This is a genomic window from Methylobacterium sp. 1973, assembly GCF_040545035.1.
GTDB lineage: Bacteria > Pseudomonadota > Alphaproteobacteria > Rhizobiales > Beijerinckiaceae > Methylobacterium > Methylobacterium fujisawaense.
Map to the genome: position 1 here is coordinate 257,932 of NZ_JBEPLA010000001.1, position 19,771 is coordinate 277,702.

General features: G+C 70.6%; 19 protein-coding genes. 9 read left to right on the forward strand and 10 right to left on the reverse strand.

Features of this window, described 5'->3' with window-relative positions:
- Positions 1-78: 78 nt before the first annotated feature.
- Positions 79-1,680 (forward strand): gamma-glutamyltransferase, encoded by a 1,602-nt coding sequence (gene ggt, locus ABIC70_RS01245; RefSeq protein WP_354438661.1) that lies wholly within the window; start codon positions 79-81, stop codon positions 1,678-1,680.
- A 218-nt stretch (positions 1,681-1,898) separates the two neighbouring features.
- On the opposite strand, the gene prfB is transcribed toward ggt, so the two are convergent.
- A protein-coding gene (gene prfB / locus ABIC70_RS01250; RefSeq protein WP_100794053.1) for a peptide chain release factor 2 occupies positions 1,899-3,027 on the reverse strand; the annotation gives its coding sequence in 2 pieces (ribosomal slippage) (positions 1,899-2,957 and positions 2,959-3,027; 1,128 coding nt in all).
- Positions 3,028-3,226: 199 nt separating this feature from the next.
- Here prfB and ABIC70_RS01255 point away from each other — a divergent pair.
- Positions 3,227-3,565, forward strand: a complete 339-nt coding sequence (locus tag ABIC70_RS01255; RefSeq protein WP_043385613.1) for a DUF3140 domain-containing protein — start codon at positions 3,227-3,229, stop codon at positions 3,563-3,565.
- Between the two features lie 21 nt (positions 3,566-3,586).
- Here the strand turns inward: ABIC70_RS01255 and ABIC70_RS01260 are convergent, their stop codons facing one another.
- From ABIC70_RS01260 to ABIC70_RS01275, 4 genes are all read right to left on the reverse strand, one after another.
- Positions 3,587-3,946: a hypothetical protein gene (locus ABIC70_RS01260; RefSeq protein WP_043357408.1), complete on the reverse strand. Its 360-nt coding sequence runs from the start codon at positions 3,944-3,946 to the stop codon at positions 3,587-3,589.
- A 113-nt stretch (positions 3,947-4,059) separates the two neighbouring features.
- Entirely contained in the window at positions 4,060-4,272 is a 213-nt protein-coding gene (locus tag ABIC70_RS01265) for a hypothetical protein (RefSeq protein WP_020090818.1), read from the reverse strand.
- Positions 4,273-4,406: 134 nt separating this feature from the next.
- Positions 4,407-5,624, reverse strand: coding sequence for an LL-diaminopimelate aminotransferase (locus ABIC70_RS01270; RefSeq protein WP_043357422.1), 1,218 nt, complete (start codon positions 5,622-5,624; stop codon positions 4,407-4,409).
- Positions 5,625-5,744: 120 nt separating this feature from the next.
- Complete coding sequence (locus ABIC70_RS01275) at positions 5,745-6,122, reverse strand: hypothetical protein (protein WP_236952783.1); 378 nt, start codon at positions 6,120-6,122, stop codon at positions 5,745-5,747.
- A 216-nt stretch (positions 6,123-6,338) separates the two neighbouring features.
- Between ABIC70_RS01275 and ABIC70_RS01280 the strand changes: the two genes are divergently transcribed.
- On the forward strand, positions 6,339-8,120 hold the full coding sequence (locus ABIC70_RS01280) for a PHA/PHB synthase family protein (RefSeq protein WP_043761696.1): 1,782 nt from the start codon (positions 6,339-6,341) through the stop codon (positions 8,118-8,120).
- Between the two features lie 82 nt (positions 8,121-8,202).
- Here ABIC70_RS01280 and ABIC70_RS01285 read toward each other — a convergent pair whose 3' ends face one another.
- A complete protein-coding gene (locus ABIC70_RS01285; protein ID WP_354438923.1) occupies positions 8,203-9,516 on the reverse strand; it encodes an OmpP1/FadL family transporter in 1,314 nt (437 codons plus the stop codon).
- A 413-nt stretch (positions 9,517-9,929) separates the two neighbouring features.
- Between ABIC70_RS01285 and ABIC70_RS01290 the strand changes: the two genes are divergently transcribed.
- The 3 genes from ABIC70_RS01290 (at position 9,930) to bioB (ending at position 12,340) form a co-directional block, all read left to right on the forward strand.
- A complete protein-coding gene (locus tag ABIC70_RS01290; RefSeq protein ID WP_043357420.1) occupies positions 9,930-10,814 on the forward strand; it encodes a fumarylacetoacetate hydrolase family protein in 885 nt (294 codons plus the stop codon).
- Positions 10,815-10,971: 157 nt separating this feature from the next.
- Complete coding sequence (locus ABIC70_RS01295) at positions 10,972-11,295, forward strand: hypothetical protein (RefSeq protein WP_053610828.1); 324 nt, start codon at positions 10,972-10,974, stop codon at positions 11,293-11,295.
- 31 nt (positions 11,296-11,326) lie between these two features.
- The gene (gene bioB, locus ABIC70_RS01300; protein ID WP_043386070.1) at positions 11,327-12,340 is read left to right on the forward strand and encodes a biotin synthase BioB; all 1,014 of its coding nucleotides are present in this window, start codon (positions 11,327-11,329) and stop codon (positions 12,338-12,340) included.
- 107 nt (positions 12,341-12,447) lie between these two features.
- Here the strand turns inward: bioB and ABIC70_RS01305 are convergent, their stop codons facing one another.
- The 4 genes from ABIC70_RS01305 to mnmA form a co-directional block, all read right to left on the reverse strand.
- Entirely contained in the window at positions 12,448-13,935 is a 1,488-nt protein-coding gene (locus ABIC70_RS01305; RefSeq protein WP_053610827.1) for a sensor histidine kinase, read from the reverse strand.
- 210 nt (positions 13,936-14,145) lie between these two features.
- Entirely contained in the window at positions 14,146-14,940 is a 795-nt protein-coding gene (locus ABIC70_RS01310; RefSeq protein WP_354438664.1) for a TVP38/TMEM64 family protein, read from the reverse strand.
- Positions 14,937-15,590, reverse strand: a complete 654-nt coding sequence (locus tag ABIC70_RS01315) for a class I SAM-dependent methyltransferase (RefSeq protein ID WP_354438666.1) — start codon at positions 15,588-15,590, stop codon at positions 14,937-14,939. The genes ABIC70_RS01310 and ABIC70_RS01315 overlap by 4 nt, the downstream gene beginning before the upstream one ends.
- Positions 15,591-15,615: 25 nt before the next feature.
- Positions 15,616-16,770 (reverse strand): tRNA 2-thiouridine(34) synthase MnmA, encoded by a 1,155-nt coding sequence (mnmA, locus tag ABIC70_RS01320; RefSeq protein ID WP_043760175.1) that lies wholly within the window; start codon positions 16,768-16,770, stop codon positions 15,616-15,618.
- 333 nt (positions 16,771-17,103) lie between these two features.
- Between mnmA and ABIC70_RS01325 the strand changes: the two genes are divergently transcribed.
- The 3 genes from ABIC70_RS01325 (at position 17,104) to sciP (ending at position 19,743) form a co-directional block, all read left to right on the forward strand.
- Complete coding sequence (locus ABIC70_RS01325) at positions 17,104-18,591, forward strand: flagellar hook-length control protein FliK (RefSeq protein ID WP_287091302.1); 1,488 nt, start codon at positions 17,104-17,106, stop codon at positions 18,589-18,591.
- Between the two features lie 95 nt (positions 18,592-18,686).
- Positions 18,687-19,376 carry a flagellar hook assembly protein FlgD gene (locus ABIC70_RS01330; protein WP_043386058.1) on the forward strand — a complete coding sequence of 230 codons (690 nt, stop codon included), beginning with the start codon at positions 18,687-18,689 and terminating at the stop codon, positions 19,374-19,376.
- A gap of 91 nt (positions 19,377-19,467) precedes the next feature.
- Entirely contained in the window at positions 19,468-19,743 is a 276-nt protein-coding gene (gene sciP, locus ABIC70_RS01335) for a CtrA inhibitor SciP (RefSeq protein WP_007569077.1), read from the forward strand.
- Positions 19,744-19,771: the final 28 nt, after the last annotated feature.

Here is a 19,771-nt window from a genome sequence, read left to right on the forward strand (position 1 = left end):
TTCGCTCCGGCACCTCAGGCCGATTTTTGGATCAAGCAGCGTCGTCTCGTCGAGACGATCCATACAGCAGGACATCCCGTGAGAGACTTCTCCGCCCCCGGCCGCTCCCCGGTCTATGCCGCCAACGCCGCCGTCGCGACCTCGCACCCGCTCTCGACTCTCGCCGCCATCGAGGTGCTGCGCGCGGGCGGCAACGCCGTGGATGCCGGCATCGCGGCGGTCGCCGTGCAATGCGTGGTCGACCCGCTGATGACCGGCATCGGCGGCGACTGCTTCGCCCTCTACGCCCCCGCCGGCGCCACCAAGCCCCTCGCCATGGATGGTTCGGGCCGCGCCCCGGCCGCCGCCACGCCCGACTGGTACGCCGAGCACGGCGTCGCCATCACGCCGACCTCGCCGCACGCCGTCACGGTGCCGGGTGCCGTCGCAGCCTGGGACCTGCTCGTCCGCGAGCACGGCACCCGCTCGCTGGGTGAGCTCCTCCAGCCGGCGATCCGCTACGCGGAGGACGGGTTCGTGATCCAGCAGCGGGTCGGCTGGGACTGGCAGCGGGGCGCGGAGCGCGTCGCCGCCGATCCGCACGCCGCCGAGACCTACCTGCCCGGCGGGCAGGTGCCGGCCATCGGCAGCGTCCTGCGCCTGCCGAAGCTCGCGGCGACGCTCCGGCGCATCGCCCAGGAGGGCGCGCGCGGCTTCTACACGGGGCCGGTGGCCGAAGACATGGTGAGCCGGCTCAACGCGCTCGGCGGCCTGCACACCCTGGACGACTTCGCCGCTGCCCGGCCCGACATGGTGACACCCGTCTCAACCCGCTACCGGGGCTACGACGTCTACGAGTGCCCGCCCGCAGGCCAAGGCCTGGCGGCGCTGATGATGCTCAACGTGCTCACGCATTACGACGTCGGCGCCCTCTCGGACCTCGACCGGCTGCATCTCTTCGCCGAGACCTGCAAGCAGGGCTATCATCACCGCGACGTCCTGTTCGGCGACGCCGCCCTCGCCCAGGTGCCGATCGAGCACCTCCTCTCCGACGCCTGGAAGGCCGCCGCCCACGGGGCGATCGACATGGGCCGAGCCCGCGAGCCGGAGATCTATCCCGAGATCAGGCAGGAGATCGCCGAGGGCCGCGCCCACAAGGACACGGTCTATCTCTGCGTGGTCGATCGGGACGGCAACGCCCTGTCGCTGATCAACTCGATCTTCCAGGGCTTCGGCTCCGGCATCCTGGCACCCGAGAGCGGCGTCCTGCTGCACAATCGCGGCCTGTCGTTCCGCACGGAGGGCGGCCACCCGAACAGCGTCGGGCCCGGCAAGCGGCCGATGCACACGATCATCCCCGGCATGCTGATGAAGGACGGGCAGGCGGTCGCGCCGTTCGGCGTCATGGGCGGCCACTATCAGGCCATGGGCCATGTCGAGCTGCTCTCCGGGCTCATCGACCGCGGCCTCGACGTGCAGGAGGCGCTCGATGCCCCGCGCAGCTTCGCCTATGGCGGCAGCCTGGAGGTCGAGGGCGGGATCTCCGACGCGGTGATGGCGGGGCTGATCGAGCGCGGCCACCCGGCGATCCGCGCGCCGCTGCCGCTCGGCGGCGGCCAGATCATCTGGATCGACCGCAAGGCGGGCACGCTGGCGGCCGGCTCGGACCCGCGCAAGGACGGGGCGGCGCTGGGGTATTGAGGGGCGTGGCCGGTGGGATGCTCAAGGCCTTCCCACCCACCACCCTCATCCTGAGGTGCCCGCGTCAGCGGGCCTCGAAGGAGGGCTCCAACAATCGCAACGGTATCCGGAGGCCTCCTTCGAGGCCTCCGCTACGCTCCGGCACCTCAGGATGAGGTGATCGGATTGGACGCCTCGGGGACCGGAACGACAGTCGTTCGGATCCCCGGAGGTCGGGATCAGTCGATATCCTCGACCGCCTCGCCGCCGCCGTAGACCCGCTGGGCGAGCGAGGCCTCCATGAACGGGTCGAGATCGCCGTCGAGCACCTCGTCCGGATCGGTGGACTGGGTGCCGGTGCGCAGGTCCTTCACCAGCTGGTACGGCTGCAGCACGTAGGACCGGATCTGGTGACCCCAGCCGATATCGGTCTTGGACGCGGCCTCGGCGTTGGCCTTCTCTTCGCGCTTCTTCAGCTCCGCCTCGTAGAGGCGGGCGCGCAGCATATTCCAGGCGGTCGCCCGGTTCTTGTGCTGCGAGCGCTCCTGCTGGCACGCCACCACGATCCCGGTCGGATTGTGGGTGATACGTACCGCCGAGTCGGTGGTGTTGACGTGCTGGCCACCGGCGCCCGACGACCGGTAGGTGTCGATCCGGCAGTCGGATTCCTTGATCTCGATCTCGATCCGGTCGTCGATCACCGGATAGACCCAGACGCTGGCGAAGCTGGTGTGCCGCCGGGCGCTGGAATCGTAGGGCGAGATCCGCACCAGACGGTGCACGCCGGACTCGGTCTTGAGCCAGCCATAGGCGTTGTGGCCCTTGATCAGGAGCGTGGCGCCCTTGATCCCGGCCTCCTCGCCGTCGGTCATCTCGACGACCTCGACCTTGTACTTCCGACGCTCGGCCCAGCGGGCATACATGCGCTGGAGCATGTTGGCCCAGTCCTGGCTCTCGGTGCCGCCGGCCCCGGCATGGACCTCGAGATAGGTGTCGAATCCGTCGGCCTCGCCGGACAGCAGGGTCTCGACCTGCCGGCTCGCGGCCTCCTTCTCGACGGCCAGGATCGCCGCCTCGCCCTCGCGGATCGAGGATTCGTCACCCTCCATCTCGCCGAGCTCGATCAGCGTGGCGCCGTCCTCGAGGTCGCGCTCCAGCTTCTTGATCGCCGTGACGGCCTCGTCGAGCTGCTGGCGCTCGCGCATGACCTTCTGGGCGGCCTCGGCATCGTTCCAGAGGTCGGGGTTCTCGGAAGCCGCGTTCAGCTCCGCGAGGCGTTTATCGACTGTATCCCAGTCAAAGATGCCTCCTCAGCAGCCCTATAGACTGCTTGGCGGCATCCGAGGCTTGCTCGATCTCGGCGCGCATCTGGTTTTTCGGGAATGGGGTTTGGGGAAAGAATGGAGGCTCGTCGGGTCGGGGTGATAGCCCCCGGGACCCGGCCTGTAAACGCTTCCGCGTCGCGTCGCATGCCGCCCGTGCGGCGCCCGACCGCAGGGAAGGAGGCGAGCCGGCAAGCCTCGGGCGCGTTGTCGGGCACGAACGACAGGGCCCAGGAGGCAAGCGGATGGCGGACGACGATCACGCGGCGACGTGGGCGGACTTCAACGAGGCCGTCAACATGACGCCCGCGGCGCTGAAGAAGCACCTCGACAGCGAGGCCAGCAAGGAGGTCGGCCAGAAGAAGGGCGGCGGCGAGTCCACCGGCCACGCGATGGGCCGGCGCATCCTGGCGATCAAGGATACGAAGAAGGCCGACCTGACGGACGACGATTACGCCGCCATGCGCAAGGTGGTGGGCTACGTCCACCGCCATCTCAAGCAGGGCGGAGAGGCCCGGAAGGACCCCGACTCACCGTGGCGGTTGTCGCTGATGAATTGGGGCCACGATCCGCACAAGGATTGAGGCTCCGGAACGCCCGGCGGCTCAGTAGCGCGGCGGCACGATGTAGGACGGAGCGATCACGTACTCCTTCGGCCGCTTGCGCGCGCCGAACCGGCCCTCGGTGATCTGGTCGTTGTAATAGTCGAAGCCCGTATAGCCGAAACCGCCGCCGTTCATCACCTCGGCGACCGGGACCGCGGGCTGCGCGAGATCGGGACGGCCCGGCGGCACCACCACCTGGCAGCACCCCTCGGTCTCGAGAACGGTGGGCCCGTTCGGCGCGGTGAACACGAAGGCGCGGGGCTGGTACGGCGCGGGCGGGTAGGCGGCGTCGGAGGCCGAGGCGCCCTGCCCCGCCAGGAGGGCGAGCAGTCCGGCGGCGATCAGGGTCTTGGTGCTCACGCGATGCTCCGTCAGGGGGCCGGCCGGGCCGGCATCTGGCCTACAGTCTAGCTGATCGCGGGCGGCTTGTCCGGCCCATCCGAATCGACCGGTTACCGAAATGCCGGCGCAGATCAGCCGCGGGCGCGCAGGACCACCTGCGGGCTTGCCGGCACGGGCCGGCAATCCGTCGTGAAGGCGTTGACCGGCAACGGCTTCGAGTCGCACGCATATACGTCCGCCGGGCCGGGCGCGGGGATCGGATCCCGGGCGATGATCGGGTTCGGCGCACAGGCCGAGGCCGCGGCGGCGAGCAGCAGGGCGGCGATCAGGTTCAGGCGGCGCATGCGACACTCGGGACGCGGGAGGACCCCCGCACCTGACCCTGGCCATCGCGATCCGTCCTGACAAGCGCCGGCGCGGGGCGTCGGCGCCTTTGGCGGAGCCTGTCGCCCCGCGGCAACAATCCGCGCGGGGTCGGCTAGCCGGCCCGGACCATCGGCACGACGTTGTGCAGGGTCTTGTCGGTGCCGTCGAAGAACCGGCGGATGTTGCGCGCGGCCTGCCGGATGCGCTGCTCGTTCTCGACCAGCGCGATGCGGACATACTCGTCGCCGAATTCGCCGAATCCGATGCCGGGCGCCACCGCGACATCCGACTTCTCCAGCAGCAGCTTGGAGAATTCGAGGCTGCCCATCTCCCGGTAGCGCTCCGGGATCGGAACCCACGCGAACATCGAGGAGGCGGGCGACGGGATGGTCCAGCCGGCCTTGCCGAAGGATTCCACCAGCGCGTCGCGGCGCTTCCTGTAGATGCTGCGCATCTCGTGGATGCAGTCGTCCGGCCCGTTGAGGGCGGCGGTCGCGGCGACCTGGATCGGCGTGAAGGCGCCGTAATCGAGGTAGGACTTCACCCGGGTGAGCGCCGCGAGCAGGCGCTCGTTGCCCACCGCGAAGCCCATGCGCCAGCCGGCCATCGAGTAGGTCTTCGACAGCGAGGTGAACTCCACCGTGCAGTCGATGGCGCCGGGCACCTGCAGGACCGAGGGCGGCGGGTTGTCGTCGAAATAGACCTCCGCGTAGGCGAGGTCCGACAGCAGGATCAGCTCGTGCTGCTTCGCGAAGGCCACGAGATCCCGGTAGAAGTCGAGGCTCGCCACGTAGGCGGTCGGGTTCGACGGGTAGCAGACGACCAGGGCGACCGGCTTCGGGATCGAGTGGCGCATGGCCCGCTCGAGGGCCGGGAACATCGCCGGGGTCGGCTCGGCCGGCACGGAGCGGATGACGCCGCCGGCCATCAGGAAGCCGAAGGCGTGGATCGGGTAGCTCGGGTTTGGCACCAGCACGACGTCGCCCGGGGCGGTGATCGCCTGAGCCATGTTGGCGAAGCCCTCCTTGGAGCCCAGCGTCGCCACCACCTGCGTGTCGGGGTTGAGGGTCACGCCAAACCGGCGCTGGTAGTAACCGGCCTGGGCCTTGCGCAGGCCCGCGATGCCCTTCGAGGCCGAGTAGCGGTCGGTGCGGGGCCGCCCGGCCGTCTCGCACAGCTTGGCGATCACGTGCTTGGGGGCGTCGAGGTCGGGATTGCCCATCCCGAGATCGATGATGTCGGCGCCCTGCGCGCGGGCGGCGGCCTTGATCCGGTTGACCTGCTCGAAGACGTAGGGCGGCAGTCGCTTGATGCGGTGGAAGTCGGTCATGGGCGTGTCCATCGGCGCGTCCCGAATCTGGCGTCTTTCGTCTGGGCCGGTCGCGCGAACCCCATGCTCTAGCAGAGTTGCGGGCCGCCGCCGACCCACAAATCGGTGCTCAAATCGGTGCTATTGCGGCGGCGCCGGGGCCGGCTTGATGGTGGCCGCGGCGCCCTGCCCGGCACTCGCCGCCGCCCGGCCGCGGACCTCGTTGCGGCCGCGGGCGCTCTCCAGCTCCGCCTCCAGGGCCTTCTGGCCGGTGACCGACTTGGCCCGGACCGGGCGCTTCGGGGCGTCGACGCCCACCGGCATGAAGTCGGGCTGCGCCTTGCTGCGGGATTCCGCGACGAAATCCGGCGCGGCGACGGTCCGCGGCCCGTAGCCTGCATCGGAGGCCAGCGAGCGGACGACGTCGCCCGAGCAGGCCCCGAGCAGGCTGACCAGCAGCCCGAGGCCGGCCGTGCGGATCAGCGGCACGCTGCGGGACATGCGGGCGACAGGGTTCAAAATGGCACGATCCATCGTCACATGGGTTTGAAAAGAACGGCCGGATGTTTCGGCGACGTCCGCAACCGGGGTGGCGAAAGCTCTGGCTCGCTCCTTATTTTGTCGGAAACGAGGCCCGCGCGATCGGGTCGACAGACGAAACACAGGGAGGCACGTTTGACGAGTCCGCAGGCGCCGGATCGGACCGCCCCTCCGAAGTCGGTCTCGAACGGCGCGATGCCGGACGGCATGGCTGCTCCGATGCCGGATTTCGAGGCGCTGTCCCGCAATGCCGGACAGTTCGTCGAGGCGATGGGGCGCAATATCGCCCGCGCCCTCGGGCCCGAGGGACAGGGAGGCGCCCCCGGAAGCGAGATGAACGAGGCCGCCAGGGTCCTCGGGCAGGTGGCCGAGACCTGGCTCGCCGACCCGAAGCGGAGCGCCGAGGCCCAGGCCCGCCTGTCGCAGGCCTTCCTGTCGCTCTGGGGCTCGACCTACCTGCGCCTGCAGGGCCAGCCCGCCGACCCGGTGGTTCTTCCGGAGCCCCGGGACGCGCGCTTCGCCCATGCCGAGTGGTCGACCAACCCGTATTTCGACTTCATCAAGCAGGCCTACCTGCTCGCCGCCCGCTGGGCCGAAAGCCTCGTGGACGAGGCCGAGGGGCTCGATGCGCACACGCGCCACAAGGCGCAATTCTACCTGCGCCAGCTCACCAGCATGCTCTCGCCGTCGAACTTCCTGCCGACCAACCCGGAGCTGATCCGCCATACCCTCCAGGAGAACGGCGCCAACCTCGTCCGCGGCCTGAAGATGTACGAGGAGGATCTACAGGCGGGCGGCGGACATCTGCGCGTGCGCCAGACCGACCCGAGCGGGTTCGAGGTCGGGCGCAACATGGCGGTCACCCCCGGCGAGGTAGTGTTCCGCAACGATCTGATCGAGCTGATCCAGTACGCGCCCGCCACCGAGACCGTGCTGCGGCGCCCGTTCCTGATGGTTCCGCCCTGGATCAACAAGTTCTACATCCTCGACCTCAATCCCCAGAAGAGCTTCCTGAAGTGGATGGTCGACCAGGGCCTGACGGTCTTCTGCATCTCGTGGGTGAATCCGGATTCCCGGCATGCCGACAAGGACTTCGAGTCCTACATGCGCGAGGGGATCGAGGCGGCCATCGACGCGATCGGGGTCGCCACCGGGGAGACCGAGGTCACGGCGGCCGGCTACTGCGTCGGCGGGACGCTGCTCGCCGTGACGCTGGCCATGCAGGCCGCCACCGGAAACCGGCGGATCAAGAGCGCGACGCTGCTCACCACGCAGGTCGACTTCACCCATGCCGGCGACCTGAAGGTCTTCGCCGACGAGGAGCAGATCCGGCAGGTCGAGGCCCGGATGGCCGAGCAGGGCTACCTGGAGGGCGCCCGGATGGCGAACGCCTTCAACATGCTCCGGCCGAACGACCTGATCTGGCCCTACATCGTCAACAACTACATCAAGGGCAAATCGCCCTCGGCTTTCGACCTGCTGTACTGGAATTCCGACGCCACGCGGATGCCAGCGGCCAATCATTCCTTCTATCTGCGCAACTGCTACCTCGACAACACGCTGGCGCAGGGACGGATGGTGCTCGGCAACGTCCGCCTCGACCTCAAGAAGGTGCAGGTCCCGATCTTCAACCTCGCAACCCGGGAGGATCATATCGCGCCGGCCCTCTCGGTCTTCGAGGGCTCGAAGGTGTTCGGCGGCAAGGTCGATTTCGTGCTGGCGGGATCGGGCCATATCGCCGGCGTGATCAACCCCCCGTCCAAGCCGAAATACGGCTACTGGACCGGCGGCCCGGTCAAGGGGACGCTGGAGGACTGGATCAGCGCCGCGGTCGAGACCAAGGGCTCGTGGTGGCCGTACTGGTTCCAGTGGATCGAGGCGCAGGCGCCGGAGCGGGTGCCGGCCCGGAAACCCGGCGGGGATGCGCTCCAATCCCTCGGCCCGGCGCCGGGGACCTACGTGCGCATGCGGGCCTGAGGCGCGCCATCCGCGGCGAACCGGAGCGGGGCACCGCCCGTCGCGGATCGCCCGGGGGAGCCGGGCGCCCCGCGCAGGCGCATCACCATTTCCGCACGAGGGGCGCGGGGGCGGGGGCGGGCGGCGCGCCGAACACGTAGCGGAAGCCCACCGAGACGATGTCGGCGCTGGAATCCACCACCCCCGCGAAGGCGATGTTGCCGACGTTGTAGTCGCGGCCGAGGCCCGCCAGGATCCGCGACCGGTCCAGGAAGAAGTGCGAATAGGCGAGGTTCAGCGTCAGCTGCCGGCTCCAGCGGTAGCTGGCGCCCACCGAGGCGATGTAGCGGTCCCCGTCCGGCAGCCGCACCGAACGGTTGCGGAAGTCGATCGGCGATGTCTCGTAGGCGAAGCCCGTGCGCAGCGTCAGGTTCGGCGAGGCGTCATACTCGGCGCCGATCGCGTAGGTGAACCCGTCCTTGTAGTTGAGCGGCAGGGTGTTCACCGGCAGGCCGAGGGTCTTCGACACGATGCCGATGGTCCCGAGCCTCGACCAGTTGTCCCACTCGAAGCCGAGGTTCACCCGCGCCACCGGCGAGACCGCCTGGGTGAGGCCGACGCTCAGCTTGTCGGGGGTGTTCAGCCTCGCCCGGACCTGGCCGGCGAGCGGGGCCAGGGCGAGCAGCGGCACGCCGATCGAGCCGTCGATGTCGTGGTGCACCGAGGAGCGGTAGCCGATGCCCAGCACGGTCCCGTCGCGGGGCGTCAGCGTGGCGCCCGCGGTGAAGCCCACCCCCCAGGATTCCCCCTTGAGGAAGGAGCTCGGATAGGCGGTCGGCAGGAGGCCCGGGACCGGCAGCGCCTGCCGCAGGGTCAGGCGGAAATACTCGATGTTCGGCCCGGCCGCGATCGACAGCCATTCGTTGACCTTGAAGCCGATCACCGGGTTGATCGCCAGGGAGAAGATCCGCGACGAGCGTCCGTAGACCTCCCCGGCCCAGACCTGGTTGGGCTTGGTCACGAGCCCGAAGGGCGCGCCGGTCGAGAAGCCGAGCCACAGGCGGTCGTTCAGCTGGTACGAGGTCGCGCCCGCCGGCACGAGGGCGCCCTGACCGATCTCGCCCGAGCCGCCCAGCCGCGCGAAGCCCGGATTGGTGCCCGGCGCCGGGCGGATCTCCGAGGACAGGCCGATATAGGTGAAGTTCTGCTCCGCGACGAAGCCCGGGTTCATCGTGATGGTCGCGGGGTTCCAGAACATCGACGACACGCCGCCCGATCCCGAGGCCGCGCCCGCAAACGCCAGCCCCTGCGCCTGCGTGCTCTGCTCCCGCAGACCGAACGCCCCAGCCTGAACCTGCCCGGCACCGAGGATCATTGCCGTCGCCGCCAGCATTGCAGCGCGCACCGTTCCGCCCATCTCGTCCCCCAAGCGTTGTCGTTCTGGCGGGCGCCGAGGATTGTTAAAGCTTCATCAGGTGGCACCCTTTCGGGCATGGTGCCGGTTGCGGGGACTGAACCGCAATGACCAGGACGGCCTCAGGAGGCGAAAAGAAGATCCGTAGAGGCATCAGGATGCATTGTCCCATCGGGGCCGATGCCCGGCGAAGACCTGTTTTCGATAATTACGCACCCAACTTTTCCTCTTGCGCCGTGCCCTGAACAATAGATCCACTATCATCAGACCATGAACTTTTTTGCAGGCCTGTTGCTTGGCTGCGACACCCGGCGGGGCGCTGCGTGCGGACCGCCGGCCTTGCACCCGGGTCGAGGCCCGGCCATGGTCCCGGCGTCCGGCGCAGACCGGCACAGGGAAGGATGAGGAGTGCGGCCATGAAGCTCTTCCGGCACGGCCCGAGCGGCGACGAGAAGCCCGGCCTCGTGGATGCGAAAGGCGGCCTGCGCGACCTCTCGGGCATCGTGCGGGACATCGCCGGGCCGGCGCTGTCGCCCGATTCGCTGGCGCGCCTGCGCGCCCTCGATCCCGAGACCCTGCCGAAGCTGCCGCCGGACGTGCGCCTCGGCCCCTGCGTGGGCGGCACCCGCAACGTCGTGGCCATCGGCCTGAACTTCGCCGACCACGCCGCCGAGACCGGCTCGCCGATCCCGGCCGAGCCGATCATCTTCAACAAGGCGCCGTCCAGCCTGTGCGGGCCGAACGACACGGTGATCATCCCCAAGGGGTCGCACAGCACCGACTGGGAGGTCGAACTCGCCGTGGTGATCGGGCGGCGCGCCAGCTACGTCCACGCCAACGAGGCGCTGAGCTACGTGGCGGGGGCCTGCATCTGCAACGACGTCTCCGAGCGCGAATGGCAGATGAACCGCGGTCCGACCTGGACCAAGGGCAAGAGCGCACCGACCTTCGGGCCGCTGGGCCCCTGGCTGGTGACGCTGGACGAGATTCCCGACCTGAAGAACCTCGCCATGAGCCTCGACGTGAACGGCGAGCGCCGTCAGACCGGCTCCACCGCCACGATGATCTTCGACGTTCCCCAGCTCGTCGCCTACACGTCGCACTTCATGCTGCTGGAGCCGGGCGACGTGATCACCACCGGCACCCCGCCGGGCGTCGGGCTCGGCATGAAGCCGCCGCGCTACCTCAAGGCCGGGGACGAGATGGTCCTGCGGATCGACCGGCTCGGCGAGCAGCGTCAGCAGGTCATCGCCTTCGACGACTGGACCGCCAAGGTCTCCGCCGGCGAGCCGACGGACTGACTGGCCAAGCCGCCGCCCGCATCCGGGCGGCGGTGCCGGTTCCAGGAACAGACACCGGTATCGGTGATCGTCCCGCGCTTCGGCCGGACAAGACTGCGACATCGGATTGTCCGCAGGCCCGCGCGCAGGGTCGGAACCCGAGCCGCCGACGCGCAAGGTGATCGAGATCCGGGCCGACACCGTCAAGCAGGCGGTGCGGGACGAGCCCGACCGGATCCGGTGGATCGCGGCGCAGCCCAATCGCCTCGCGCGCCTGGTCGGGGCCGGCGGCCGGATCCTTGGGGCCTCCGATCAGACTGGATCCCTGACCGGGCGGGCGTCCTGCCAGCCGGACGGTCTCACGAGCGGCGTCGAGCGGGACCGGCACGGCCCGGCCCTCTCCCGGATACCGGGCCGCGAGACGTCGCGCGGCCTCGGTTGGCACGGCCTCAAAGTCCAGACCGATCCGTCCGCGGGGAGTTCGGGCACCCGGCCCGCTTGATTTCTGTCCGCCGATCCGGCTCAAACACCGGATGAGCGCGACTTCCCTTCCCGGTTCCCCGCAGCCCGACCTCGGCGACATCCGCCACGACTGGAGCGTGGCGGAGATCCGCGCGATCCACGACCTGCCGCTGATGGACCTCGTGTTCCGGGCGGCGCAGGTCCACCGCCGGCACAATGACCCGGCCGACATCCAGCGGGCGTCGCTCCTGTCCATCAAGACCGGCGGCTGCCCGGAGGATTGCGCCTATTGCCCGCAATCGGCCCACCACAAGGGCGCAGGCGTCGCCCGCGAGCGGCTGATGCCGGTGGAGACCGTGCTGGCCGAGGCCGCCGCCGCCAAGGCCGCGGGGGCCCAGCGCTTCTGCATGGGCGCCGCGTGGCGCCAGCCCAAGGACGGGCCCGAGTTCGACGCGGTTCTCGCCATGGTGCGTGGCGTGCGCGGCCTCGGCATGGAAGCCTGCGTGACGCTCGGCATGCTCACGCCCTCCCAGGCCGGACGGCTCGCCGAGGCCGGGCTGACCTCCTACAACCACAACCTCGACACTGGCCCGGATTTCTACGAGGACATCATCTCCACCCGGACCTACGACGAGCGCCTGCAGACCCTCGCGAATGTCCGCGAGGCCGGGATCGGCGTGTGCTGCGGCGGCATCGTCGGGATGGGTGAGGGCGTCACCGACCGCGCCGCGATGCTCCAGGTGCTGTCCAACCACGCCCCCCATCCCGAGAGCGTGCCGATCAACGCCCTGGTGGCGGTGCCCGGTACTCCGCTGGAGGACCAGCCGGCGGTCGATCCGTTCGATCTCGTGCGCATGTGCGCCACGGCGCGGATCGTGATGCCGCGATCCCGGGTCCGTCTCAGCGCCGGCCGCAAGAGCCTCACCCGTGAGGCGCAGGTGCTGTGCTTCCTCGCGGGCGCCAACTCGATCTTCTACGGCGAGCGGCTGCTGACCACCGCCAATAACGGGCAGGACGACGACGCGGCCCTGCTGGCCGATCTCGGCATCCGGGTCGGCGAACCGGTCCGGGCCGCGGCGGAATAGGCCCGCGGGCGCCTTTCCGTTCGCGCCTTGCCGCTTGGACCTTGCCGCTGGGACCTTGCCGCGCGCGCTGATGGGGTGGTGACGGCCGCCGCCCACGGCCGATCGCGTCAGCCCTCCGGCAGGACGATCCGGAAGCGCGCGCCGCTCAGCCCCTCGGCCTCGGAGGCATCGAGGGTGAGCGTGCCGCCGTTGATCCCGATCAACTCGGCGGCGATCGGCAGGCCGAGCCCCGTGCCGCCGGAGCGCATGGAGCCCTGGAACGGTGCGAACAGGTTCTCCCGGGCGCGCGCCGGCAGGCCGGGGCCGTTGTCGGCGACCAGGATCGTGATCCGGCCCGGCGCCGCGCGGGAGGCCACGACGCGGACCGCAGCCTCCGGCACGGCGGCCCCGTCGAGCGCCTGCACGGCGTTGCGGACGAGGTTGGCCAGCGCCCGCGCCAGTTGCTCCGGATCGGCCTGCACGCTTAGGTCGGCCGCCGCGACCTGCACGGAGACCGGATGCGCCGCCAGCGCGGCGAGATCCGGAAGCTCCGCGAAGATGGGCGCCAGCGGCGTGCTGGCCAGGAGCGGCGTCCGCTCGGAGACGCGCCCGTAGGCGAGCGTCGCCTCGCAGAAGCGGATCGCCCGGGCCAGCGTCCCCACGAGGCGCGGGGCCACACGCTGAACGGTCGGATCCTCGGTACCCTCCAGGCGATCGCCGAGAAGCTGCGCGCCGGTCAGCAGGTTGCGCAGCTCGTGGCTGATCTTGCTGACGGCGAGCCCGAGTTCGGCGAGCCGCCGCTTCTGGCGGAGCTGGTCGGCGAGGCTGCGCTGCATCCGCCCGAGCGCCCGCTCGGCCTGGCCGATCTCGTCGCTGCGGCGGGACGGGGCGATGATCCGCCCCGCATCCTCCGGATCATCCGCGAAGACCGTGATACTCGTGGCGAGCCGCCGGACCGGCCGCACGATGAGCACCTGCAGCACCACGAAGACGAGGCCCGCCGCGGCGGCCGCGATGATCAGCGAGGAGACCAGCAGGCGCAGGGCATAGTCGATCATGGCGGTGCGCAGCGGCGCCTCGTCGAGGAGGATCTCGACCCGGTCGAAGCCGATCCCCCCCTCCCCGATCACGCGGATCGGCTCGCGGACCGGCGCCACCAGGGTGCGCCACGCCCCCCGGATCGCCGACAGCGCTGTGACGTCGCGCAGATCGACGATGTCGGCGACCTGCTCGGGCATGGGCTCGATGGCGAGCAGGCGCTGGGCGCCACCGCCGCGAACCGCGATCGCCCGGGCATTCACCCCGGCCAGGAGCCGGCTCTCCAGCGCCTCGGAGACCGGCTCCCCGGTCCGGCCGTCGAGGACCAGGGCGGCGACCTGCGCGGCCGCCAGGCGGTCCGACATCCACTCGACCCGGTAATTGGCCACCGCCGGCACATAGGTCAGCACCTCGGCCACCACCACGAACGCGACGGTGACGAGGAACAGCCGCCCCGACAGGCCGAGGCGGGCCGTGCGCCGCTCCGGCAGATCGCGGCTCGGGGCGGACGCCGGCATCGCCGGTGCCGCGGCCTCATCGGACTCGACGGACACGCCGGTCACGCTCCGCGCGGGCATCGCGGATTCGGATCGGCGGAGGGCGGATTGAGAAAGCTCGAGCCGGGTCCGGCCTTCGCGGGATACATGTTCGCAAGCCACAGATTCGCAGGCGGCAATACAGGCTCTCGGCAGTGAGCACTATACGATATCCACCCGCAGGCGGTTGCATGTGCCCTAAGACACGGAAAAACACAGCCGGCGGAGGATTGCGTATCCCGGGCGTCGCTCTCAGCCGCGTCTGGCGCGCCGGCTCAGCAGCACGCTGACCAGGGCGAAGACGGCCAGCATCGCGAGGCCCGCCACCATCTTGGGCGTGACGAGGGCCCGCAGGGTCAGGGCGTCGTCGCAGCCGCCCGCCCCCGCCGCCAGGCAGGCCGCCTTGGCGGCTTCGTGGGCGGCGATGACGTCCTCGATGCCCGCTCCCGTGGTGGCGTACACGACGGCGCCGGGCAGCAGCCCCAGGAAGGTCGCGAGGACGAAGACCCGCATCTTCACCCCGAAGGCGGCGGGGGCGAGGTTGGTCACCCAGAACGGGAACAGGGGGAGGAGGCGCAGGACCGCGATATAGCCGAAGGCATCGCGCCGGAAGCCTTCGGCCAACCCGGCGAGGCGCGTGCCGCCGATCCGCCGGAGCAGGTCGGCCCCCGGCCCCCGGCCGATGGCGAACACGAGGGCAGCGCCCGTGGTGGCCGCGCAGACCGCGGTGAGCGCGCCCGGCACGATGCCGAACAGGAAGCCGCAGACCATCGTCAGGATCAGCGTGGCCGGCACCGACACGACCACGGCCCCGACATAGAGGCAGTAGGCCGCGACCAAGGCGCGGAGATAGCCGGCCTCGACGAAGCCGCGCAGCCAGATCCGCGAGGCGAGGAGTCGGTCGAGGCTCAGGAGCTGGGCGGCGCCGGAGACCACGACGATCGCCGACACCGTCAGGAGCAGCACCAGCGGGAGCCAGCGCCGCAGCCGCCTCCAGCGTCCGTCACGCCGCTCTTCGCCGACGGGCGCGTTCCCGGTCTCGATCACCCGGGCTTGCGCATCCGCAGGATCTTGAAGAACCCGCCCGGGAAGGTCGGCTTCAATCCCAGGACCTCGACGCCGTTGCGCCGGGCCCAGGCCTCGATCCGCGTCGCCTTGAAGTCCGACGACCAGCCGATCTTGGTGCAGAGCGGGGCCACGATCTCCTCGACCCGGGCGACCGGGCCGTCGCTCTGGCCGAAATGGTTGGCGAGCACGATGCCGCCGCCCGGCCGCACCACCCGCAGGAACTCGGACATCGCGGCCTCGGGATCCGGCACCAGGGTGATGAGGAACTGCGCCACCACCGCGTCGAAGCTCGCATCGGCGTAGCCCAGGTGGCAGACATCCATCACCTGCAGCCCCTTCACGTGGGACAGGTTCCGGCGCCGGACCTTGGCACGGGCGCGCTTGAGCATGTCCTCGGAGAGGTCGACGCCGCAGACGAAGCTCGATGTCGGATAGTAGCCCAGCGCCAGCCCGGTGCCGACGCCGGCCTCCAGGATCTGCGGCCCATGCTCGGCCGCCGCCTCGACGGCGGCGCGGGCCGCGGGCTCGGTGAGCTTGTCGTAGACCACGTCATAGACGGGGGCCCAGCGGGCATAGGCCTTGCGCATCAGGGCCGTGCTCGGCCCGGCCATCTGCGGCTCGCTCAGCATCGTTCGAAGGTTCCAGAGGTTGAGATCAGGCGGCCTCGCGGGGCCGGGCCGACAACGCGTCGACACGCCGGATGGTGCCGCCGCCCAGGACCCGGGCCCGGGGCCCGTCATCCGCGTAGATCGCGCAGGCCTGGCCCGGCGACACGCCGTCCTCGGGCTCGGTGAGAACGATCTCGGCCGTGCCGTCCGGCCCGACCGTGAGTGTCGCCGGGCGCGGCGGCCGGGTCGAGCGCACGCGCACCGCCACCGGCAGGTCGCGCACGGCCTCTGCCGGGCCCTCGCCGAGCCAGTTCAGGTCCGAGAGGCGGATCCGGGTCGTGGCCAGGGCTGTGCGCGGTCCGACCACCACCCGGGCCGCATCCGGCTCCAGGCGCACCACGTAGAGCGGTTCCGGCCCGGACAGGCCGAGGCCCTTCCGCTGCCCCACCGTGTAGTGGACGATGCCGTCGTGCCGGCCGAGGACGTGGCCGGCGAGGTCGACGATCTCGCCGGGCCGCGCCGCATCGGGGCGCAGGCGGGCGATCACGTCGCTGTAGCGGCCCTGCGGCACGAAGCAGATGTCCTGGCTGTCCGGCTTCTCGGCGAGCGACAGGCCGAGATCCTTCGCGAGCGCGCGGGTCTCGGTCTTCTCCATCTCGCCCAGGGGAAAGCGCAGGAATGCCAGCTGCTCCGCCGTGGTGGCGTAGAGGAAGTAGCTCTGGTCCCGGGCCGGATCGAGGGCGCGGTGGAGCGCCCGGCCGCCGCCCGGCAGCGCCCGGCTCGCCACGTAATGGCCGGTGGCCAGCGCGTCGGCGTTCAGGTCCCGGGCGAGGCCCAGCAGATCGCGGAACTTCACCGTGCGGTTGCACTCGACGCAGGGGATCGGCGTCTCGCCCGCGAGGTAGCTCTCGGCGAACTTTTCGATGACCGCGTCGCGGAAGCGGTCCTCGTAGTCGAGGACGTAATGCGGGATGCCGAGATGCTCCGCCGCCGCCCGTGCGTCGTTGATGTCCTGGCCGGCGCAGCAGGCGCCCTTGCGGTGGCTCGCCGCGCCGTGGTCGTAGAGTTGGAGCGTCACGCCGACCACGTCGAAGCCCTGCCGCTTCAGCAGTCCAGCGACCACGGAGGAATCGACGCCGCCCGACATGGCGACGACGACGCGCGTCTCGTGGGGGGCTTTGGGAAGATCGAGGGCGTTCATCGCGAGGGTCCGCAGCCGCCGGCCCGGAAGCTTCCTGGCTGCACGGGCCGTCTATAGCGGGACTTCGCCCGGCTTTCCAGGGCGGCCAGCGCCGACACCCGGCAGATCCTGCCGATCGGGCGGCAGGTTCGATCAGGGCCGCGCCGCGCGCCGCGGAAGAGCACTATATTTTTCAGTATCTTAGCGGGCCACCCCGGTGGCGCGCGGCTTGCTGCGGGCGGCCCAGAGGAGTCCGGTATGGCGAGCGGTGCGGCGGATCGTTTGGATGTCACCACCTGGATTCCGTCCGCGCGGAGTGCGTCTGCCCCGCGGTCAGGCTGGGAGGCGGCGGGCGTGGCCGCCCGGGCCGGGGATTCGACGCAGGATCGCTTCGGCGCCGCCCTGACCGCCGCCCAGGCCCGCGACGACGCGGCGGAGACGCGCGCCCGCACGGCCGACCTGCGCGACCTCGCCGCGTCGGCCCGCACCCGACAGGCCGATCAGCGCGATCAGGCCCAGGCCGCCCGGGCGGCCGGCGACCGTGCGCAGGATTCGGCGCGGCAGGCCGAGACCCGCGCCGCGGACCGGACGGCCGACCGCGCCCGACAGGCGGAGGCGGCGGCTCCGGCGGGGCGTACCGGCAAGGCCGACGCACCGCGCGCCGCCGCAGACGCACGCCCGGAAGCGCGGATGCCGGCCGCGGCGCGCGACGCACAGACGGGCCAGGCGAAACCCGCCGCACGACAGGGCTCCGAGGCTGCCACGACCTCATCGGATCGCGCCTCCGCCACAGGCGACACGGCGGCTCCCGAGGCGGCGCAGGCCGAGACGACGGTGCAGGCTGAGACGACTGCGCCGCAGACGGCCGAGCCCGCCGCCACGCCCGCCGGTTCGGACCCTGCCGCCTCGCTGCTGGCCCTCATCGCCGCGCTGACCGAGGGCGGCGCGGCGACCGGAACGGTCAAGACCGAGGCGCCCGCGGGCACCGGCGCGGCGACCGCGCAGGACGGCGGGACAGCGCTCCTTGGAACGGGCGCGGCCGTGGGCGCTCCCGGCAGCGGCGGGCCGGTCGGCAGCCCCGCGGGTGATGCCGTATCGGGCATCGCCGGCATCCCCTCCGGGGCGAAGGCGGCAGGCGCCGGCAACGAGCCGGGCTCGGTGGGGAAGAGCACCGTCCCGGTGGAGGGCCCGGCGGCCGGCGGCTCCGCGGTCGCGACATCGGACAAGGACGGCCAGGATTTCCTGACTGCCCTGGCCGATATGGGACAGGGCGCAGGTCCGCTCCCAGGCACGCCGCCGGCCCCGCAGGGCGGCCAGACGCCGCCGGTCCCGTCGAGCCCGGCCGTCGGCACGACGAAGGCCGCAGAGGGCACCGCTGCGCCGAACCAGACCGCCGCGCCGGTCCAGACCGATCCGCCCATCCCCATCGGCCAAGTGCCGATGACCATCGGCCTGCGCTCCCTGCGCGGATCGAACGAGTTCCAGATCCGGCTCGATCCGGCCGAACTCGGGCGCATCGACGTCAAGCTGGAGATCGACAAGGCGCATGGCCGGGTCATGACCCACCTCGTGGTCGACCGGCCCGAGACCCTGGCCCTGCTCCAGCGCGACGCCGGCCAGCTGCAACAGGCGCTGTCCCAGGCCGGATTCGACCCCTCGGGCGGCGGAATCAACCTGTCGCTGCGGGGCGACGGGAGCGCCCAGGGCGGCAGCGGCGGCCAGCAGGGGGATTCCCCCCGCGGCAACGGGGCGAACTGGTCCCAGGATCAGGCCGAGGCCTCCCAGGACATCGCCCCGATCCGCCTTCTGCGCGGCTACGGCGGCGTCGACATGAGAATCTAGGCGGCGCGCGCAAGCGCCCGCATCGCGAACCGACACAGACACAGACACAGCGCGCATCCAGGCCCGCGCCAGGGCGCAGCACCGGAGAGATCAGCATGACGAGCGGCATATCCAGCCTCACCAGCACGACGGCGACGAAGAGCGCGTCGTCGAGCAGCAGCAGCGGCAACTCCACCGAGATCGCCAGCAACTTCACGCAGTTCCTGACTCTGCTGACCACGCAGCTCAAGAATCAGAACCCCCTCGATCCGATGGACACCAATCAGTTCACCCAGCAGCTGGTCCAGTTCGCCGGCGTCGAGCAGCAGCTCAAATCGAACGACCGCCTCGACAGCATCCTGAGCGCGTCGCAATCGGCGAGTTCGGCCTCGGCCACGAGCTACATCGGCAAGACCGTGACGGCGGATGGAAGCGCGTCGCAGCTGTCCAAGGGCTCGGCCTCCTGGACACTGACGCCCGCCCGGGCCGCCTCCAAGGCGGTGATCTCGATCCTCGATTCCCAGAACAACGTCGTGGCCACGCAGAGCACGACGCTGACCGCCGGAAGCCAGGCCTACACGTGGAACGGCAAGACCTCCGCGGGCCTGACCGCGCCGGATGGGAACTATTCGATCAAGGTCTCGGCCACCGACGCCACCGGCGCCACCGTGGCGGTCGACACGAGCCTCACCGGCACCGTCGACGAGGTCGATCTCAGCGGGACGACACCGGTGCTGATCATCGGCTCCCAGAAAGTGCCGCTGTCCAGCGTGCAGACCATCGGGTTGTCCACAAGTGGCACTTAACGAATCACATCCGAGTGACTCGCTTCAACATCTCTTAAGCGGGCGCAAGTACCTTCAATGCTCGACAGGTCAGTCGAGTGTAGAGCGTATCATGACCGAACCGAGCCGCCCGAGAGTGAAGTACGTGATCGGGCCCGACGGCAGCCCCCTGACGATCGCGGATCTTCCGCCCCCGAGCACCCGTCGCTGGGTGATCCGGCGCAAGGCCGAGGTCGTGGCCGCGGTGCGCGGCGGCCTTCTCAGCCTGGAGGAGGCGTGCAAGCGCTACACGCTGACCACCGAGGAATTCCTCAGCTGGCAGTTCTCCATCGACCAGCACGGTCTCGCCGGCCTGCGGACGACGCGGATCCAGCATTACCGCCACTGATTATCCGACGCCTCTGTCGGGCGCCATC